Raw genomic sequence first — 19,282 nt, forward strand, 5'->3', positions numbered from 1 at the left:
GCGGCGCGGAGTGTTCAGCAGCCGTTGCAGCGCCACGCCGGCACCGGCCCACACGCTGATGCACGGCATCATGGTGGCGAACACCACCACAAAGAACAGCACCGCCGCCTGGCTGGCCGGCATGCTCTGCGGCAGGAACACCATGCCCATGTTCAGGCTGATCATCCAGGTCTTGGGGTTGAGCCACTGGAACCAGATGCCGCCCATGAACGACATCGGCTTGCTGGCGCCGTCCTTGTCGTCCAGCACGCTGCTGCGCTGGATCTGCCACGCCAGGTACAGCAGGTAAGCGCAGCCCGCGAAGGTCAGCAATGGCTTGAAGCTACCCAGCAAACCGGTCAGTTGTCCCATGAACACGATGATGGTGGCAGCCTGCAGCGCAATGCCGGTGGCGATGCCGAACAGCGACGGCACGGTGCGGCGGAAGCCGTGATTCAGGCCGGAGGCGGCCAGGATCAGGTTGTTGGGGCCGGGGGTGATGGCCATTACGGCCAGGTAAATCACCAGTGCTGCGGTATTCATGACGCGACATCACAAAGCTGTTTTCGATGGCTGTGATGATAAGGATTGCCGAGCTACAATAACAGATTCAGAAATTTCAATTTGCAACCATAACAGTTTGGCATTGGACAAACTGTTATGGTCTTTGCCACCCCAAACTGTGCAGGTGCAATATGGCGCAAGAATCCCTCTACATGCGACTGGTCAGCGAATGGACCGCCATGATGCAACGCGGACAATTGCAGCCGGGGCAGAAGATGCCGTCGGTGCGCAAGGCCTGCGAGCAGTATCAGGTGAGCCCGGCCACCATCCTGTCGGCGTACCGGCTACTGGAGGAGCGCGGCCTGGTGGAGGCGCGGCCGCAGTCCGGCTTCTATGTGCGGGCACAGACGCGGCTGCCGCTGCCGCACATGCGGCGCCAGAGCGGCACCGTGGCCACCGGAGATGAGGTGCTGGACAATATCGAACTGGTGTTGGCCGCACAGCAGCAGCCGGGCTATCTGGATCTATCGATGGCCTCGCCGCGCGGCAGCGATTTCTACCCCACCAGCCGCCTCAAGAGCATTCTCGGCAAGCTCACCCGCGAGCAGCCGGAGCTGGCCACCGACTACAGCTACCCGCCGGGTTCGCTGGCGCTGCGCGAGCAGGTGGCGCGCCGCGCGCTGGCCTGGGGCGTGGCGCTGACCGCGGACGACATCGTCACCACCAATGGCTGTACCGAAGCGTTGCAGCTGGCGCTGCGCACGGTGTGCAAGCACGGCGACACCATCGGCCTGGAATCGCCCACCTATTTCCTGCTGCTGCCGCTGCTGAAAAGCCTGGGGCTGAACGTGATCGAGATTCCTACCCACCCCACCACTGGCCTGTCGCTGGATGCACTGGAACTGCTGTTGAGCGAGGGGCGGCTCAACGCCATCGTGGCCATGCCCACGGTGCACAACCCGCTGGGCGCCACCATGCCGCTGGAGAACAAGAAAAGGTTGGCCGCACTGGTGAACGAGCACAAGGTGCCGCTGATCGAGGACTGCCCGCACGCCGACCTGTTCTACGGCCAGCTGACGCCGGACGCGGTAAAAGCCTTCGACCGCGACGGCTACGTGCTGCTGTGCGGCAGCTTCAACAAGACACTGGCGCCGGGCTTTCGCACCGGCTGGATCGCGCCGGGGCGCTACCGCCGCGAGCTGACGCGGCTCAAGTTCGCTTCCTCGCTGTCGCAGCCGCGGCTGCTGGAAGAAACCCTGGCCAGCTACCTGCAGGATGGCGCCTACGACCAGCACCTGCGCTTTTTGCGCCGGCATTACCAGTCGCAGATGTCGCGGCTGCAGGACGTGGTGGCCAATTACTTTCCGCCCGGCACCCGCGCCACCTCGCCCACCGGCGGCTGCGTACTGTGGGTGGAGCTGCCGGGCGAGGCCGACTCACTGGCACTGTCGCGCGCCGCCTACGCCGAGAAAATGCTGCTGGTGCCGGGTGCGCTGTACTCGCCGCGCGGACGTTACCGCAACTGCATCCGGCTGTCCTGTTGCTACCCGTGGAGCGATGCCTACGAACGCGGACTACAGCGCGTCGCGGAGCTGGCTGGCAACTGATGCCAGCCAAGCGTAGCCTGCGGTCGACACCAGTTGGCCGCAGGCAGTGGCCAAAACGCAAAAAAGCCAAACCGGCACAATGGCTGATTTGGCTTTTTTATATCCTGGTCGGGGTGAGAGGATTCGAACCTCCGGCCTCTACGTCCCGAACGTAGCGCTCTACCAGGCTAAGCTACACCCCGAATTAAGTTGTTCTTGCAAGCAACAGCTCTGGTCGGGGTGAGAGGATTCGAACCTCCGGCCTCTACGTCCCGAACGTAGCGCTCTACCAGGCTAAGCTACACCCCGCATCTGGGCTGCACTTGCAAAATGAATGAAATGGTCGGGGTGAGAGGATTCGAACCTCCGGCCTCTACGTCCCGAACGTAGCGCTCTACCAGGCTAAGCTACACCCCGCCGTGCATTCATTCATCGTGAAAGACACGTAGATCGCTGCGTTTTTGCGCTACAATCTGTCGATCACTGAGGCGAAAGATTATCTATCAATTATGTGGTTTAAGCAACTCTCTTTTTTCCGTCTGGACGAAAGCTTTGCCATCGACGAAGACAAACTCGCCGATGCCCTGGCCGCCCGTCCCTTCCAGCGCTGCAGTGGTCTGGACTGGTTCAGCGAAGGCTGGGTACCGCCTGCCGGCCATCTGGACAGCCCGCTGCATAGCCAGCGCAACTACCGCATGCTCAGCCTGCGCCGCGAAGACAAGGTGTTGCCGGCCGGCGTAATCCGCGACCACCTCGACGGCAAGATCAGCCAGATCGAGGCCGAAGAATTGCGCAAGGTTGGCCGCAAGGAAAAACTGGCGCTGAAGGAACAGATTACCGACGACTTGCTGCCACGCGCCTTTACCCGCTCCAGCCGCACCACGGCCTATCTGGATAGCGCGCGCGGCTGGCTGATGGTTGATAGCGGCACCGCCAGCAAGGCAGAGAATCTGGTATCCCAGTTGCGCGAGGCCTTGCCGCCGTTCCCGGCCGCGCTACCGCGTACCGCGGTGTCGCCGCATGCGGCAATGACCGACTGGCTGGCCAGTGGCGAAGCGCCGGGCGGCTTCGAGCTGGATGCCGAGTGCGAGCTCAAAGACAGCAGCGAGAACGGCGCCGTGGTGCGCTGCACCCGTATCGACCTGACCGCAGACGAGATTCGCCAGCACATTGCCACCGGCAAACAGGTCACCCGTCTCGGACTGATCTGGCGCGAACGCATCCGCTTTGTGCTGACCGAGCAGCTGCAACTGAAGCGCCTGCAATTTCTGGATGTACTGCAGGAAGAAGCCAGCCAGGCCGGTGACGACATGGCCAGCCTGTTCGAAGCGACATTCCTGCTGATGGCGGAAGAGTTGGGCGAACTGGTGGACGACCTGGTTGCGGCGCTTGGCGGTCTGGAAGACAGCCAGCGCGCAGCAGACTCCACTCCGGCAACAGTAACGGTCGCCACCGCCAGCAATGGCGATGCCGCAGATGTTCCCTGGGACTGATCACTTTCGCGGTATCTGCACGCCGGCACGCAGGCCCATCGTCTGCCCCGGCGTTTTTTATTACCCCATCACTCTGGCAAAAAAAATCGCCCGCTCCTGCTGGAACGGGCGGTCTCTGAATGATGGTGAGACAGAAGCAACGGGACAGACTCTCAAGCGGGGGTCTGCATGCAGACTCCGCAGCCGACTATCAGCAATCCCCATGCCAGCCCCGGCGACGAAATTCCGCCATCCAGGCGACCCATCATGGCGCTGACATTGCGTTTTCACGCCCAAAAGCAGTGCGTCATGCCCTGAATTGACACTTATCCACCCGCACTCGCGCAGCCGCCCACCGTATTGATAAAAATCGTGTACGCTTGAGTGTGTTTAAAGTCTTCTACCCGCTCCGCGATGAATATCAAGGCCAGCAAACCCGCTCAAGTCGCCGCTCCCGCCGAGCCGCCGCCGCTACCGCCGCAAGAAAACGAAACCTTTCTTGCCAGCCAGTCTGTCAGCCACGGCGACCAGTTGCTGGCGCTGAGCAACAACGGCACCATCATCTACGTCTTTGTGCGCCGCAGCCTGGCCAAGACCCAGTTTTCCGACTTTTACCGTCTGCAGTTCCAGGCCTACGCCATGGTGCATGGTACCCAGTGGAAAAACATGCAGGGCGAAGCCAGCGACTGGATGAATACCCGCAACTGCCTGCAGGTCACCGTGGATCACGCACGGCGCATCGTGCAGTTCGGACCGCGCTCCGGTTTCCTGCTTAGCCCGGAACTGGCCAACCTGGGCCTGACCAGCTACGCCTATGCCCAGATTATCCAGTGGCTGAAGAACTACTTTGCCGACTACAGCGTGCCGCCGACTACCCTGCCCAGCCCGGAAGCCGACGGCGAAGAAGCGCGCATCAAACGGAATTCGCGTCTGGCTGCCCAGGGTTTCGAATTCGAATGGATTGACAGCGAGCAGAGCGCCGGCCGCTACTTCAAGAGCCGGGCCGGCAACCTGATCAGCAGCTGGGAAACCGACAAGATCACCGAGGTGCCGTTAAGCCTGCTGCTGGATAATGTCGCGCGACTGGACGCGGAGAAGCAGGAGCTGCAGAAGCAGCTGGCTACCATCAAGAGCCAGGAACGCGCCCTTGAAGTCACCCTGGCCAAAGAGCGGCACACCAATCTGATCCTGACCGGCGTGACCTGTTTTGTGCTGATTTTCGCCCTGCTGGGCATCTTCGGGCTGTACTAGCCCCGGCACCGCGGCCGGCGCCCGCAGCCAGGCCGCGGTGTACTCCTGGCAGTCAATCGAAACCAAGCTTGCGCGGCTGCTCCAGCGGCAAGCCTGCCGCCGCCCAGGCATCAAAACCCCCGGCCATCGACTGCACGTCCTGATAGCCCATGTCCTGCATCACCTTGGCGGCCATCGCCGAACGGCCGCCACTCTTGCAATACACCACCACCTTGCGGCCAACATCGGCCAGCGCCGGATCGCCGGACAGGCGAAACTCCAGCAGCCCGCGCGGAATATTCACGGCCCCGGCCAGATGGCCGGCGGCATATTCGTCCGGTTCGCGCACATCCAGCACCAGCAACTGATCCGTTGCCAGTTGTTGCTGCGCCTGTTGCAGGGAACATTCCCGAATCTGGGCCTTGGCCGCCATCACCAGATCATGTGCGGTTTGCTTGAGCATTGTGCTTTCCTCTACTAATGGTGAAGTCACACCGGCGAGAGTGCCGGCGTCATTCCAGTTGAACATTATCATTTTTTATATTATGTTTCAAAGCATACAAATTCGGCGTACTGCCGATGGAGAACGTCGTCTATGTTCCGCACCAATCTGATTGCCGCCAGCCTGTTGCTGCTGATGCTGCCCACGGTCCACGCTGCCCCGCTTGCCACGCTGGAAGTTGGCCGCGCCAGTGGCGACCACCTGTACACCCAGCAGGGGCTGATCCAGTCCCTGCACAGCGCCCAGCTGTCGGTACCGGTTGCCGGCCGCTTGAGCAGCCTGAATGTACATGCCGGGCAACAAGTCAAAGCCGGCCAGCTGCTGGCCCAGGTCGATGGCGAGGCCGCGCAACAGAACGCTGCCGCCAGCCAGGCGCAGATCGCTGCGGCCAACGCCCAGCTGGAGCAGGCGCGCCGCGAGTATCAGCGCACCCAGTCGCTGGCAAGCAAGCAATACCTGAGTGCCGCCGCGCTGGAGCGCGCCCAGGCACAGCTGAAACCCGCCGAGGCGCAAGCCCGCGCGCAAGTTGCGGCCGCCCGTGCCGCCGGCGCCCAGGCCGGCCTGTTCCGTCTCACCGCCCCGTTTAGCGGCATCATCGCCCGTGTCAATGGCGACCAGGGCGCGCTGGCCATGCCGGGGCAGCCGATTGTGGAAATGTACGATCCGGCCGCCCTGCGCGTGGAAGTACAACTACCGACCAGCGTCTTCGCGCAGATCCGCCAGGACGCTCCGGTTCAGCTTAGCTGGCGTGGCCAGAATGTACAGCCGGGCCGTATCGAATGGTTTCCGGCAACCGATGCACAGAGCCAGACCCGCACCGTGCGCATCAATCTGGCCGCCGGCAGCAGTGCCGGCATTGGCGAACTGGCCAGTGCCAGTTTTGCCGTCAAGACCAGCGTCACCCGCCTGAGCGTACCGCTGGCGGCCGTCACCCACCAGCGCGAATTCGACGCCGTTTACGTGGTGGATGCCGCCGGCAAACCCGGCCTGCGCTACGTGCGACTGGGCAGCGAGCAAGGCGGGCAGTATCCGGTGCTGTCCGGCCTGAAAGCCGGCGAACGCATTGCGGCCAACGCCGAGCAGGCCGCCGCACTGACCAACCCGCCGGCAGGAGCACACTGATGCACAGCAGCGACAAGATGGGCATCGCCGGCCGGCTGGCGGCGTTCTTCCAGCACGCGCGCATCACGCCGCTGATCGCGCTGGTGGCGCTGCTGCTGGGCCTGTTCGCCGTGCTGGTCACCCCGCGCGAGGAAGAGCCGCAGATCAACGTCACCATGGCCAATGTGCTGGTGCCCTTCCCGGGCGCCAGCGCCGAGAGCGTGGAAAGCCTGGTGGCCCAGCCGGCCGAGCAGGTGCTGGGGCAGATCGACGGCGTGGATCACGTCTACAGCGTATCGCGCCCCGGCATGGCGGTGATTACCGTGCAGTACAAGGTAGGCGTGCCGCGCATCGATGCACTGGTACGGCTGTACGACACCGTGAACAGCAACGCCGACTGGTTGCCGCAAGGCCTGGGCGTGGGCCAGCCCCTGATCAAACCCAAGGGCATCGACGATGTGCCCATCGTCACCTTTACCCTGCATAGCCGCGACAACACGCTGGGCAGCTTCGATCTGGAGCGTATTGCCCACGCGCTGGAAGGCGAGCTCAAGCGCGTGCCCGGCACCCGCGAGGTCACCACCATCGGCGGCCCCGGCCAGGCCATCAACGTGAGCCTGCAGCCGCAAAGGTTGGCCGCCACCGGCCTGACGGTGGACGATCTGCACCGCGCACTGGCCGGAGCCAACTTTGCGCTGCCGCTGGGGCAGACCGTGGACCAGCGCGCCATGACGCTGGAAGCCGGCCCCTTCCTGCAAAACACCAGCCAGGTCGCCGACCTGATCGTGGCGGTACGCGGCGGCAAGCCGGTGTACCTGCGTGACGTGGCCGAGGTCAGCGCCGGCGCTCTGCAGCCATCGCACTATGTGTGGTTTGGCTCGGCCCGCGGCGAAGCGCCGGCGGTGACCATCAGCGTCACCAAGAAAGCGGGGCAGAACGCGGTGGACATCGCCAACGCGCTGGTCGCCCGCGTCGACCAGCTGCACGGCAGCATGGTGCCGGACAACGTCGAGGTCACCCTCACCCGCAACTACGGCGCCACCGCCAACGACAAGGCGCAGAAGCTGATCCAGAAACTGGCGTTTGCCACCGCCTCGGTGGTGGCGCTGGTGATGCTGGCGCTGGGCCGCCGCGAGGCCGCCATCGTCGGCGTGGCGGTGATCCTGACGCTGACCGCCACCCTGTTCGCCTCCTGGGCGTGGGGCTTCACCCTCAACCGCGTGTCGCTGTTCGCGCTGATCTTCTCCATCGGCATCCTGGTGGACGATGCCATCGTGGTGGGCGATGATCGGCGGCATCGTCGACAACAACTCCAGCGGCATGTGCTGCGGCACCGCCGAAAACACCTATAAAACGCTGAAATCGCTGCGCCTGCTGCTGGCCGACGGCACGCTGCTGGACAGCGGCGACGCCGCCAGCGTGGCGGCGTTCCGCGTCAGCCACGCCAGTTTGCTGGCACAACTGGCCGCGTTGCGGGCGCGGGTACTGGCCGATGACATGTTGGCCGCACGCATCCGCCGCAAGTACAAGATGAAGAACACCACCGGCTACAGCCTGAACGCGCTGCTGGATTTTGCCGACCCGCTGGACATCCTCACCCACCTGATCGTCGGCAGCGAGGGCACGCTGGGCTTCGTGTCCGAGGTGACCTACCACACCGTGGTGGAGCATCCGCACAAGGCCTCGGCCCTGGTGTTTTACCCTGACATTAAGGCCGCCTGCGACGCCATCCAGTTTCTGGCGCAGCACAAGGACGTGGTGTCGTCGGCCGAGTTGCTGGACCGCGCCAGCCTGAAATCGGTGGAAAACAAAGCTGGCGTGCCGGAGTTCATCAAGACGCTGGGGCCGGACGCCGCCGCCATCCTGATGGAAACCCGTGCCGAGAGCCCGGAGGCGATTGCGGCCAACGTAGCGGCCATAACCGGCTTCATCGGCCACATCCACACCGAAACTGGCATCCGCTTTACCAGTGACGTGGCCGAGTACACGCAGTACTGGAACATCCGCAAGGGCATGTTCCCCAGCGTGGGGGCGATGCGCGCCGCCGAAACCACGGTGATCATCGAAGACGTCGCGTTCCCGATCGAGCATCTGGCCGAAGGCACGCTGAAGCTGCAGGCACTGTTCAAACAGTTCCATTACCACGAGGCGATCATTTTCGGCCACGCACTGGAAGGCAACCTGCACTTCGTGTTCACCCCCAACTTCAGCGGCGCGGAAGAGATCGCCCGCTACGAGGCGTTTATCGAGGGTGTGTGCCAGCTAGTGGCAGTGGAATACGAAGGCGCGCTGAAGGCCGAGCACGGCACCGGCCGCAATATGGCACCGTTCGTGGAGATGGAATGGGGCCCGGCTGCCTACCGCCTGATGCAGGAAATCAAGGCACTTTTCGACCCGCAGGGCATCCTCAACCCGGACGTGATCATCACCCACGACAAGCTGCTGCACGTGCGCGACCTGAAGCCGATTCCGGCGGTGAGCTCGCTGATCGACAAGTGCATCGAATGCGGCTTCTGCGAGGTGATGTGCCCCAGCCGCGCCATCACCCTCACCCCGCGCCAGCGCATCGTCGCCAACCGCGAGATGGCGCTGCTGGAAAAACAGGGCGACAGCGAGCGACTGGCCGAGATCCGCGCCGCCTACCAGTACGCCGGCGACGAGACCTGTACCACCTGCGGCCTGTGCGAAACCGCCTGCCCGGTGGGCATCAACACCGGCAGCCTCACCAGCCTGATCCGTGCGGCCAACCTGTCCGACGTCGGCTGGGCTGCGGCCAACAATCTGGCCGACAACTTCGCCACTGCCGCCAGCGGCGCCAGATTGGGGCTGAAGGCGCTGGACACCCTGCACGCGGTGGCCGGCGATGCCGCTACCGGCGCCATCATGCGCGGCCTGCGCAAGGTGGTTGGCCGCAAGATTCCGCGCTGGACCCGCTACTTCCCGCGCGCCGCCGGCAAGCTGCAATTGGCCAGCGGCCGCGCCGGCAGTGCACGCAAGGTGGTGTACCTGCCATCCTGCCTGACGCGCACCTTTGCGCCGGCGGCCAAGCTGCCGGATACACGGCCGCTGAACGAAGTGGTGGCCTCGGTGCTGGACAAAGCCGGCTACCAGCTGCTGTACCCGGACAACCTGTCCAATCTGTGCTGCGGCACGCCGTTCAAGTCCAAGGGTGCCAGCGATGCGGCGCAGAAGAAAATCAACGAAGTGGAGGCCGCGCTGCTGGCGGCGACGGACAACGGCCGCTGGCCGGTGATCATCGACAACGGCGTGTGCACCGCGGCACTGCTGGATGGGGTGCAGGATCCGCGGCTGCGTATCGTGGACGTGACGACGTTTGTACAAGAGGAAGCGGCGCAGTACCTGCAGTTCAGCCCGCTGGACGAAAGCGTAGCGCTGCATGTGGTGTGCTCAATGCGCAAGAAAGGCCAGGCCGCCAGCCTTAACGCACTGGCCAAACGCTGCGCCAGGACGGTGATCGAACCGGCCGGCATTACCTGCTGCGGCTTTGCCGGCGACAAGGGCTTCAGCCACCCGGAGCTGAACGAAAGCGCACTGACCGGTTTGCGCCAGCAGGTGCGCGACTGCGGCAGCGGTTTCTCCACCAGCGCCACCTGCGAGATCGGCCTGTCCGAGCACGGCGGCATTCCCTACCAGCACCTGATGGTGCTGGTGGACAGGGCCTGCCGCCCCGCCGGCTAGCGCACGGCAAACAATAAAAAAAGCGGCCACCGGGGCCGCTTTTCTGTTTCCGCGCAGGAAAGATTACTTCTTGTACACCGGGAAGCGGTGGCACAGTTCGGTTGCCTCTTTGGCAACGCGGGCCAGTACGGCTTCGTCGTTCGGGTTATCCAGCACGTCGGCCACCAGGTTGGCCACGATGCGGGCTTCGTCTTCCTTGAAGCCGCGGGTGGTGATGGCCGGGGAACCGATACGGATACCGGAAGTCACGAACGGGCTTTCCGGATCGTTCGGAATGGCGTTCTTGTTCACGGTGATGTGCGCCTTGCCCAGTGCGGCATCGGCAGCCTTGCCGGTCAGACCCTTGGCTCGCAGGTCAACCAGGAACACGTGGCTCTCGGTACGGCCGGACACGATGCGCAGACCGCGCTCGGCCAGGGTACGGGCCATCACGTCGGCGTTCTTGATCACCTGGGCCTGGTATTCCTTGAATTCCGGGGTCAGCGCTTCCTTGAACGCAACTGCCTTGCCGGCGATAACGTGCATCAGCGGGCCGCCCTGCAGGGTCGGGAACACGTTGCTGTTCAGCATTTTCTCGTATTCGGCCTTGGCCAGGATGATGCCGCCACGCGGACCGCGCAGGGTTTTGTGGGTGGTGGAAGTCACGAAGTCGGCGTGCGGCACCGGGTTCGGGTACAGGCCGGCAGCTACCAGACCGGCGTAGTGCGCCATGTCGACCATGAAGTACGCACCGCACTTCTTGGCGATCTGGCCCATACGCTCGAAGTCGAAGCGCAGTGCGAAAGCGGAAGCACCACCGATGATCAGCTTCGGCTTGGTTTCCATCGCTACGCGCTCCATGTCGTCGTAGTCGATTTCTTCGTTCTCGTTCAGGCCGTAAGCCACGATGTTGAACAGCTTGCCGGACAGGTTGGCCGGGGAACCGTGGGTCAGGTGACCGCCGTGACCCAGGTTCATGCCCATCACGGTGTCGCCCGGCTTCAGGATGGAGAAGTACACCGCCTGATTGGCCTGCGAGCCGGAGTGCGGCTGCACGTTGGCGTACTCGGCACCGAACAGCTGCTTCACGCGGTCGATGGCCAGCTGCTCCACCACGTCAACGTATTCGCAACCACCGTAGAAACGCTTGCCCGGGTAGCCTTCGGCATACTTGTTGGTCAGCTGGGAGCCCTGGGCTTCCATCACCGCCGGACTGGTGTAGTTTTCGGAGGCGATCAGCTCGATGTGATCTTCCTGACGCTGCACTTCACCGGCCATGGCGGCGGCGAGTTCCGGGTCGTACTGGGCGATTTTGATATCAGCAAACATCGTTGACTTTCCATCAATGGGTTATGGATCGGGAAATTTTACTGCATTCCGGCACCAGGCCGAAATGAACAAATGGTGGACGGAACATGAATCGCTTTCATCTTCCAGCCACCATTTCAGAGCGTTATTGCAGGGTACGCTGCGCCGGCCAGTCGTCGGCGGTAAAGAACAGCGGAATGCCATCCTGCTGCTCCGGCTGCACCTGCGGCACCACGCGCACATCGTTAACCTGGCATTCCAGCATCAGGATGCGGAAGGTGGTCTCGATCTGCCCCACCACGTCCTGCGCCGCCAGCGGCCACACGAAGCCGCCCCAGTCCTTGGCATTACCGGCGGCGGAAATAGTGAAATGCAGCTCGCCATTATCGTGCGCGGACACCACGGCCACCGGTTCTTCACCCTGATCGCGCAGCTTGCGGATCTGGGTGCTGGCAAACACCTGCAGCGCCACTTCCAGTCGCGCCTGGTTGGCCGCCACGATGGCCTGCATCAGCGGCATCGGCACGCGCGGAATCGGGAACAGCGTCACACCGTCGGTTTTGAGCTCCTCGCCGAGGAACTTCATCAGCGGCACGCCCCAGGCGCCCACGCTGCCGCCCAGCTTCACCGGCGGTTCGGCGCCGTCGTCGCGCATCGCCACGCCGATCAGGTAGCGCAGGAACACCCCTTCATCCTTGGCGGTGATGGCCGCCGCCGGCAGTGCCAGCGGCAGACCGCTGGCCGCATCGGCCAACTGGCGGGTGTAGCGGTAAATCTGGGAGGAGGAAATGCCCACCACCGAATCCGGATGCAGCAGCTTGCCGGACAGGAACACTTCGGCACCCGGCGCAAACACGCCATGCTCGCGGAAGATGGCATTGAGCCGGTCGACATCGCCGATGCGATCCGGCAGGGTGACCTTGTTCTTGCTACCGATCACCAGCACCACCGGCACCGCGAAGATGACCGCATGGCGGCCACTGCCCGGCCGCTCGGCAGCATCGCGCAGTGCATCCCACAGGATCTGGTAGGTCTGCTGCGAAGTCACCATCGCCAGCGCCACCGACAGCGACAGCAGCTCATCGCGCTCCAGCAGCTCGAGCAGGCTGGCACGCAGATTGTCGCGCCACAGCTCGCGGTCGTCCTCGGTCACCGCCTTGGCAATCGCCTCGGCGTGATGGATCAACATATTAGAAGGAGAAGATTCGGGATACTGACGCGGATCGGGCAAAACCGGAGTGAAATCGCTCATTGCAGGACCAATGGATGTCGGATTCGGCAAAGGCGTTATTGTCGCACAGCTTGCCGGCCGAAGAGAGCAAAGCGGGCCAAATTGCCGCACGAGCAAGCGCTCGATTTTCACTTTCAAACAAATTTGTATTCACGACGCGACAAAATGTTATGTTTTTTGCGCTTTTCGAAATTGTATACATTGACACCATGCACCATGATCGGGATAATCCGGTCTTGTTGAGATGCAGCAATTGCTTCTTGATAGTTTCTCCTCTATTTCTCCTTTGTAGACTTGGCGCGGGCATAAAACCCCGCGCATTTTTTTTGCCTGTCGTCCGCAAAAGCGCCATTTCAAGCACTTACCTGCCAGTTACCGCACCCGCGCAAGCCGCGCAGCCCGCACTCCTCCCCGCTTCAGCCCCGAACAGCCTGCCGCATCAAGCACCAATGCTGCGCAGCAACACACGGCATGCACCATGACATGGCATGAGTTCGTTTTCAAAACAAAATTTTCTAAAGTGAACAAAAAAGAACACCGAACCCGCGCACGGGTTCGGCAAAGTACATGAAACGATCAGGGGAGGAAACGTCAGAACGACGCCCGTGAATTGGTCAGCCGTGCGGCAACAAAGTTCCATAGCAGGCAGTTGCGGCCAACGTTGGCCGCAGCAAGGCAGCAATGCGACAATCGGCGCTTTGCCATGCAGCCGTTAGCCCCATGACCCAGCCCACCTTCTTCTGGCTTGATTACGAAACTTTCGGCGCGGTGCCGCGCAGCGATCGTCCGTCACAGTTTGCCGGCATCCGTACCGATGCCGCGCTGAACGAGATCGGCGAGCCGGTGATGCTGTACTGCCAGCCGGCCCCGGACTACCTGCCGGCGCCGGAAGCCTGCCTGCTCACCGGCATCACGCCGCAACTGTGTGCCGAGCGCGGCGTGCCGGAACACCAGTTTGCCGCCGCCATCGAGCAAGAACTGGCCACCCCGGGCACCATCGGCGTCGGCTACAACTCGATCCGCTTCGATGACGAGGTGACGCGCTACCTGTTCTGGCGCAACCTGATCGACCCGTATGCGCGCGAATGGCAAAACGGCTGCAGCCGCTGGGACTTGCTGGACGTGGTACGCGCCACCTACGCGCTGCGCCCGGACGGCATCGAGTGGCCGCGCCACGAAGACGGCCAGATCAGCTTCAAGCTGGAGCACCTGGCTGCGGCCAACGGTCTGCTGCACGAGGCGGCACACGATGCACTGTCCGATGTACGCGCCACCATCGCACTGGCGCGCCTGATCCGCGATCGCCACCCCAAGCTGTTTGCCTTCTGCCTGTCGCTGCGGCAGAAAGACAGCGTGCGCCACCAGCTGTCGCTGCATGCGCCGCGGCCGCTGATCCATGTTTCCGGCATGTTCGGCACCGCCCGCGGCAACCTGGCCATTGTCTGGCCGCTGGCGGAACACCCGAGCAACAAGAACGAGGTGCTGGTCTGGGATCTGGCACACGACCCGTCCGAGCTATTGAGTCTGACCCCGGACGAAGCGCGCCTGCGCATGTTCAGCCGCAGCGATGCACTGCCGGCAGGCGTCAGCCGCCTGCCGATCAAGGGCTTGCACGTCAACAAGTCGCCGTTCGTGGTCAGCGATCTGCGCGTGCTGCCGCCGGCGCGGGCCGCCGAGCTGGGCATCGACATGGCGCAGATCGAGCGCCATGCAGCCATCGCCGCCACCCTGCCGCCGCTGGACAACTTGTGGCGCCAGGTTTACCGCCGCGAGGCGGGTGACCCCGCCGATGTAGACGAGAACCTGTATGGCGGCTTTGTCAGCAACCACGACCGGCGGCAACTCAACCGCCTGCGGCAGCTGGCGGCGCCACAGTTGGCCGCAGAACACCCGCCATTTGACGATAGCCAGCTCAGCCGCCTGCTGTGGCGCTACCGGGCGCGCAACTTCCCGCACAGCCTGTCCGCCGAAGAAGCCCGCCACTGGCAGGAGTGGTGTGCGCTCAAGCTGGTGAGCGGCCAACCCGGCAATCGCAGCCATGCCGACTTCCGCGCCGAGCTGGCTCGGCTGGGCGAGCAAGCCACGCCAGCACAGCAAGCCATTTTGCAGGCGCTGGCACAATGGGGCGCGCAACTGCCGGGCGCCTGAGCATCACCAGCGCAGAAAAACCGCCCCGTTGTTATAAGCAATCTCTTAATTCGTCTAAAGAGGAATAACGCCATCAGTTAGCATGACAGCCTGTTTATGATTCAGGCAGAAAGCACAGCATGGAGCTGGGATACGTAATAGCGGGATTGACGGTGGGCTTTGTCGTGGGCCTGACCGGGGTGGGCGGCGGTTCGCTGATGACCCCTATCCTGCTGTGGTTCGGCATCAACCCGGCCACCGCCGTCGGCACCGACCTGCTGTATGCCTGCATCACCAAGATGGGCGGCGTTGCCGTGCATCACAAGCACAAGCAGATCGACTGGCGCATCACCGGCTACCTGGCTGCCGGCAGCATTCCGGCCTCGCTGCTGACGCTGGTCGCGCTGCACTTCATGAAACTGGATACCCAGGCCGCCAACAGCCTGATCAAGGTGATGCTGGGTTTTGCGCTGATGCTGACCGCGCTGGCCATCCTGTTCAAGCCGCTGATTCTGCGTCTGCTGACCCGTCTGCTGCCCAAGCGGCCGGAAGGCTATGTACCGGCCAAAGCCACGGTGGTTACCGGCGTCGTGCTGGGCGTGATCGTCACCCTCAGCTCCATCGGCGCCGGCGCGCTGGGTACGCTGGCCATCTTTGCCCTCTACCCGCTGCTGCCGACCGCCCGCCTGGTAGGTACCGAAATCGCCCACGCCGTACCACTGACACTGGTTGCCGGCATCGGTCACGCCAGCATGGGCAATATGGACTACGGCTTGCTGAGCCAGTTGCTGGTCGGCTCGTTGCCCGGCATCTGGCTGGGCAGCCACATGACCCGCCGCGTGGCCGAACAATGGCTGCGCCCGGCACTGGCCATCATGATGGCGCTGATCGGCGCCAAGCTGGTGATGTAAGCGCTGGCCTACATTCCGTACTCGACGTATGTTCACAAGGCTCGGCATTGCCGGGCCTTGTCGTTTTTCAGCCTACGGAGTCGCCATGCCCCTCGCCCCCAGCCTGCCCGAACTGTTACAGCAGGAAACCGAGCTGCAACTGCCCCGCTTCAACCATGACGATGCCTGGCAACTGGGCAGCCTGCTCAGAACGTTGGCCGCAGCCCAGCAGGCCCCGGTAGCCATCGACATCCATGCCTATGGCCAGCAACTGTTCGGCTGTGCGCTGGAGGGCAGCAGCCAGGACAACCTGCACTGGATCGCCCGCAAGCGCAACAGCGTGCTGCGCTTCGGCCACAGCTCGCTGTATCTGGGCGAGTACCAGCGCGGCAAAGGCCGCGAATTCGAGCAGCAAGTACACATCGACGCCAGCCAGTACTGTGCGCATGGCGGCAGCTTCCCGTTGCGGCTCAAGGATGGCGGCCTGATCGGCGCGGTCACCGTCTCCGGCCTGCCGCAAGTGGAAGACCACCTGCTGGTCGTCAGCGCCTTGCGCCAGCTGCTCGCCAGCCGCTGATGCTGCGGCCAACTGTGGCGACGCCTGCGGCTGTGCGACAATAGCGCCCTGACTTTTCTGTAGTTGCCTTCATGAGCTCTTCTTTGCGTGCCGTGCTGCTGATGGGCCCCACTGCCTGCGGCAAGACCGGGCTGGCACTGGCGCTGGCGCAGCGCTTTCCGGTGGAAATCGTCAGCGTCGATTCGGCGCTGGTCTATCGCGACATGGACATCGGCACCGCCAAACCGACGGCCGCCGAAATGGCCAGCTGCCCACACCACCTGATCGACATCATCGACCCAACCGAGAGCTACTCGGCGGCACAGTTCCACGCCGATGCCAACCGGCTGATTGCCGACATCTGCGCGCGCGGCAATATCCCGCTGCTGGTCGGCGGTACCATGCTGTATTACAAGGCGCTGCTGGAGGGACTCTCCGATCTGCCGCAGGCCGATGCCGCGCTGCGCGCCGAACTGGAAGCCCAGGCCGCCACGATCGGCTGGCCGGCGATGCACCAGCTGCTGACCGAGATCGACCCAGTCACCGCTGCCCGGCTGGCGCCCAACGATTCGCAGCGCATCGGCCGCGCGCTGGAAATCCAGCGCCTGGCCGGGGTACCGATGTCGCAGCTGATCGCCCGCGGCCGCGATGCGGCGGCCAACTTTGCCAGCCTGCGGCTGGCACTGGTGCCGGACGATCGCCAGTGGCTGCACGACCGCATCGCGCTGCGCTTCGAGCAGATGCTGCAACAGGGCTTTCTCGATGAAGTCAGCCGCCTGCGTCAGCATTACGCCGGGCTATCGCTGGAGTTGCCATCGATGCGCTGTGTCGGTTATCGCCAGGCCTGGGAATACCAGGATGGTCAGTATGACTACGACGAGCTGCGCTATCGCGGTATTGTCGCCACCCGCCAGCTGGCCAAGCGGCAGCTGACCTGGCTGCGTTCGATGCCGGAAAATACCGTGCTGGACTGCCAGCAGGCCGACCTGCTCACTCCTGCCGCTCGCCAGCTGGAGCATTGGCTGGCCACTTGCCCGAATTAGTAACGCACGTTACTATGTTGCCCATGCAAGAAAACCGCCCTACCTGCCAGAGCTTCAAGGCTTGCGAGCAGGCTACCGACACCATTTCCCGCAAGTTGCCTGGCGCACCGCGGGAAGAAGTGCTGCTATCGCGTCTGATATTGCACATCCAGCCTTATCTGCTCGGTTACTTCAACGAATCGCTGAAGCCGTTCGATATCAACGAGACCACCTGGATGGCGCTGCTGGTGCTGTATGCACGCCCGGAGCAACGCATCAATCCGTCCGAGCTGTCGGATGCACTGGCGTTTTCGCGCACCAATGCCACCCGCGTGGTAGATGATCTGTGCCAGCGCGGCCTGATCCAGCGGCTGTTCTGCGCCGATGACCGCCGCAAGACCATCCTGGTGCTGACCGAAGCTGGGCAGGCTTTCATCGCCAAGGCCATGCCGCCGCAGCGCCAGCGCATGCGCGAGCTGTGGCAGGATTTCAGCGCCGAAGAAAAGGCATTGCTGGACAAACTGCTGCGCAAGCTGCTGTCGAAACTGGAAGGCTAGCCGGGCAGAATCATGGTCGGCTGTACAGACCGAAACAGAACAAGCGTTTGATAACTGTCATCATCGCTGAAGCAACACAGGCAAGCCCGCTGCTTGCCTTTTTTACCCACCAATAGTAACGCAGGTGATCATTACATGCGTAAACATAACCCGCAACGCACATTGCTGGCCATTGCGGCCAGCCTGCTGCTGGCCGGCTGCGCCACGCAGCAGGTTGCCGCCCCGGCCAGCCAGCCGCTGACTGCCGAATCGCTTGGCAGCAGCATGGCGCCGCAGACGGTGGCCGCCAACTGGTGGCAGAGTATTCCGGACACCCAGTTGCAACAGCTGCTGAGCCGCGCGCTGGCCGAACACCCCACCCTGGCGCAGGCCGATGCCCGCCTGCGCAGCGCACGCGCCGGTAGCGAGCTGGTCGCCAGCAACGATGGCCTGCACATCAACGGCAGCGCCAATTTCACCCGCGAGCGCATCTCCGAACACGCCAACCTGCCCAGCTATATGACCGGCATCTGGACCAACCTGACCACGGTTGGCGCCGACCTGTCCTACCGCTTCGACTTCTGGGGCAAGACCCGCGCCCAGCTGGCCGCCAGCCGCGGCCAGGCACGTGCCGCCGCGCTGGAAGCCGACGATGCCCGCCAATGGCTGGCCTGGGCGGTCAGCAGCCAGTACCTGGAATGGCGCAGCGCCCAGCAAAGCCGCCAGCTGCTGCAGGACGACCAGCAACTGGCACGCAAGCAGCTAATTCAAGCCGAACAGCGGCTGAAGAGCGGCCTCGCCACCGGTGACGAACTGGCCCAGTACCGCGCCCAGCTGGCAGAAGCCGACGAACGCCTGCAGCGCATTGCCATGCGCGAAGCGCAAGCCCGCCATGCCCTGGCCGCGCTGACTGCACAGCCGCAAGGCAGCATCGACCAGCTGCCGGCGGCCGAGCTGCCGGCCTGGAATGTCAATCTGGATGGACTGGCAACCGGCCAGCTCGGCCTGCGTGCCGACATTCTGGCCGCCCGCGAACGGGTGGAAGCCAGCGCCCAGTCGGTAAAAGCCGCCAAGACCGAGTTCTTTCCGGACATCCAGCTTGGTGCGCTGGCCGCTTTCTCCTCCAACGAGCTGAGCGATCTGTTTACCTACGGTGCGCGCAGCCTGCGTCTGATACCGGCCATTACCCTGCCGATCTTCAGCAACGGTGCGCTGAATGCCCGTCTGGATGCCCGCACTGCCGACTACGATTACGCAGTCGCCAGCTACAACCAGACCCTGCTCGCTGCCATCCGCGATACCGCCGATCGCAGCAGCAACCTGCAGGCCTTGCTGCGGGCCGAAACCGCCGCGGTGGCCAACCTTGCCGCCCGCAGCGATGCCGCCCGCTCGGTACAGGGCCGCGTCAATGCCGGCCTGGCCGCGCCGACCCAGGGCCTGGCCGAGCAACGCCGCCTGCTGCAGGCACGCCTGAGCACCCTCGATACCCGCACCCAACGCCTGCAGGCCCAGGCTGCGCTGCTGCGCGCACTGGGTAGCCTCCCGGTCGACAAGGAATAA

General features: G+C 63.5%; 17 protein-coding genes and 3 tRNA genes. 13 read left to right on the top strand and 7 right to left on the bottom strand.

Going from position 1 to position 19,282, the window contains the following annotated elements; genetic code table 11:
• The coding region (locus HU218_RS06535) for a LysE family translocator (protein WP_174874141.1) at positions 1–522 on the bottom strand (522 nt) is incomplete at its 3' end.
• 152 nt (positions 523–674) lie between these two features.
• Between HU218_RS06535 and HU218_RS06540 the strand changes: the two genes are divergently transcribed.
• The gene (locus tag HU218_RS06540) at positions 675–2,090 is read left to right on the top strand and encodes an aminotransferase-like domain-containing protein (protein WP_174874142.1); all 1,416 of its coding nucleotides are present in this window, start codon (positions 675–677) and stop codon (positions 2,088–2,090) included.
• A 105-nt stretch (positions 2,091–2,195) separates the two neighbouring features.
• Here the strand turns inward: HU218_RS06540 and HU218_RS06545 are convergent.
• The 3 genes from HU218_RS06545 to HU218_RS06555 form a co-directional block, all read right to left on the bottom strand.
• Positions 2,196–2,272, bottom strand: a tRNA-Pro gene (locus tag HU218_RS06545).
• A gap of 29 nt (positions 2,273–2,301) precedes the next feature.
• A tRNA-Pro gene (locus tag HU218_RS06550) sits at positions 2,302–2,378 on the bottom strand.
• 31 nt (positions 2,379–2,409) lie between these two features.
• A tRNA-Pro gene (locus tag HU218_RS06555) sits at positions 2,410–2,486 on the bottom strand.
• Between the two features lie 92 nt (positions 2,487–2,578).
• Between HU218_RS06555 and HU218_RS06560 the strand changes: the two genes are divergently transcribed.
• Together HU218_RS06560 and HU218_RS06565 are read left to right on the top strand one after the other, a co-directional pair.
• Positions 2,579–3,562, top strand: a complete 984-nt coding sequence (locus HU218_RS06560; protein ID WP_174874143.1) for a recombination-associated protein RdgC — start codon at positions 2,579–2,581, stop codon at positions 3,560–3,562.
• 393 nt (positions 3,563–3,955) lie between these two features.
• Positions 3,956–4,792, top strand: a complete 837-nt coding sequence (locus HU218_RS06565; RefSeq protein ID WP_174874144.1) for a hypothetical protein — start codon at positions 3,956–3,958, stop codon at positions 4,790–4,792.
• A gap of 52 nt (positions 4,793–4,844) precedes the next feature.
• Here HU218_RS06565 and HU218_RS06570 read toward each other — a convergent pair whose 3' ends face one another.
• On the bottom strand, positions 4,845–5,234 hold the full coding sequence (locus tag HU218_RS06570; protein ID WP_174874145.1) for a rhodanese-like domain-containing protein: 390 nt from the start codon (positions 5,232–5,234) through the stop codon (positions 4,845–4,847).
• Between the two features lie 132 nt (positions 5,235–5,366).
• Between HU218_RS06570 and HU218_RS06575 the strand changes: the two genes are divergently transcribed.
• The 3 genes from HU218_RS06575 to HU218_RS06585 are packed head-to-tail and all read left to right on the top strand — an operon-like array spanning position 5,367 to position 10,073.
• Entirely contained in the window at positions 5,367–6,395 is a 1,029-nt protein-coding gene (locus HU218_RS06575) for an efflux RND transporter periplasmic adaptor subunit (protein ID WP_174874146.1), read from the top strand.
• Positions 6,395–7,726 (top strand): efflux RND transporter permease subunit, encoded by a 1,332-nt coding sequence (locus tag HU218_RS06580; protein ID WP_217450739.1) that lies wholly within the window; start codon positions 6,395–6,397, stop codon positions 7,724–7,726. Before HU218_RS06575 ends, HU218_RS06580 begins: the two co-directional genes overlap by 1 nt.
• Positions 7,641–10,073, top strand: coding sequence for an FAD-binding and (Fe-S)-binding domain-containing protein (locus HU218_RS06585; RefSeq protein WP_217450740.1), 2,433 nt, complete (start codon positions 7,641–7,643; stop codon positions 10,071–10,073). Before HU218_RS06580 ends, HU218_RS06585 begins: the two co-directional genes overlap by 86 nt.
• 63 nt (positions 10,074–10,136) lie before the next feature.
• Here HU218_RS06585 and glyA read toward each other — a convergent pair whose 3' ends face one another.
• Together glyA and HU218_RS06595 are read right to left on the bottom strand one after the other, a co-directional pair.
• Positions 10,137–11,381 carry a serine hydroxymethyltransferase gene (gene glyA / locus HU218_RS06590; protein ID WP_174874147.1) on the bottom strand — a complete coding sequence of 415 codons (1,245 nt, stop codon included), beginning with the start codon at positions 11,379–11,381 and terminating at the stop codon, positions 10,137–10,139.
• A 124-nt stretch (positions 11,382–11,505) separates the two neighbouring features.
• A complete protein-coding gene (locus HU218_RS06595) occupies positions 11,506–12,549 on the bottom strand; it encodes a hypothetical protein (RefSeq protein ID WP_246210760.1) in 1,044 nt (347 codons plus the stop codon).
• Between the two features lie 77 nt (positions 12,550–12,626).
• On the opposite strand from HU218_RS06595, the gene HU218_RS06600 reads away from it, so the two are divergent.
• The 7 genes from HU218_RS06600 to HU218_RS06630 all read left to right on the top strand — a co-directional run bounded on the left by HU218_RS06600 (position 12,627) and on the right by HU218_RS06630 (position 19,282).
• On the top strand, positions 12,627–13,073 hold the full coding sequence (locus HU218_RS06600) for a hypothetical protein (RefSeq protein ID WP_174874149.1): 447 nt from the start codon (positions 12,627–12,629) through the stop codon (positions 13,071–13,073).
• Between the two features lie 238 nt (positions 13,074–13,311).
• The gene (sbcB, locus tag HU218_RS06605) at positions 13,312–14,739 is read left to right on the top strand and encodes an exodeoxyribonuclease I (RefSeq protein WP_174874150.1); all 1,428 of its coding nucleotides are present in this window, start codon (positions 13,312–13,314) and stop codon (positions 14,737–14,739) included.
• Between the two features lie 119 nt (positions 14,740–14,858).
• The gene (locus tag HU218_RS06610) at positions 14,859–15,629 is read left to right on the top strand and encodes a sulfite exporter TauE/SafE family protein (protein ID WP_174874151.1); all 771 of its coding nucleotides are present in this window, start codon (positions 14,859–14,861) and stop codon (positions 15,627–15,629) included.
• 85 nt (positions 15,630–15,714) lie between these two features.
• Positions 15,715–16,185 (top strand): heme-degrading domain-containing protein, encoded by a 471-nt coding sequence (locus HU218_RS06615; RefSeq protein WP_174874152.1) that lies wholly within the window; start codon positions 15,715–15,717, stop codon positions 16,183–16,185.
• A 71-nt stretch (positions 16,186–16,256) separates the two neighbouring features.
• Positions 16,257–17,207 (top strand): tRNA (adenosine(37)-N6)-dimethylallyltransferase MiaA, encoded by a 951-nt coding sequence (gene miaA / locus HU218_RS06620; RefSeq protein WP_174874153.1) that lies wholly within the window; start codon positions 16,257–16,259, stop codon positions 17,205–17,207.
• 14 nt (positions 17,208–17,221) lie between these two features.
• Entirely contained in the window at positions 17,222–17,743 is a 522-nt protein-coding gene (locus HU218_RS06625; protein WP_246210769.1) for a MarR family transcriptional regulator, read from the top strand.
• Between the two features lie 135 nt (positions 17,744–17,878).
• A complete protein-coding gene (locus HU218_RS06630) occupies positions 17,879–19,282 on the top strand; it encodes an efflux transporter outer membrane subunit (RefSeq protein WP_174874154.1) in 1,404 nt (467 codons plus the stop codon).

It is taken from the genome of Vogesella oryzae, assembly GCF_902829295.1.
Taxonomy (GTDB): Bacteria; Pseudomonadota; Gammaproteobacteria; order Burkholderiales; family Chromobacteriaceae; genus Vogesella; species Vogesella oryzae.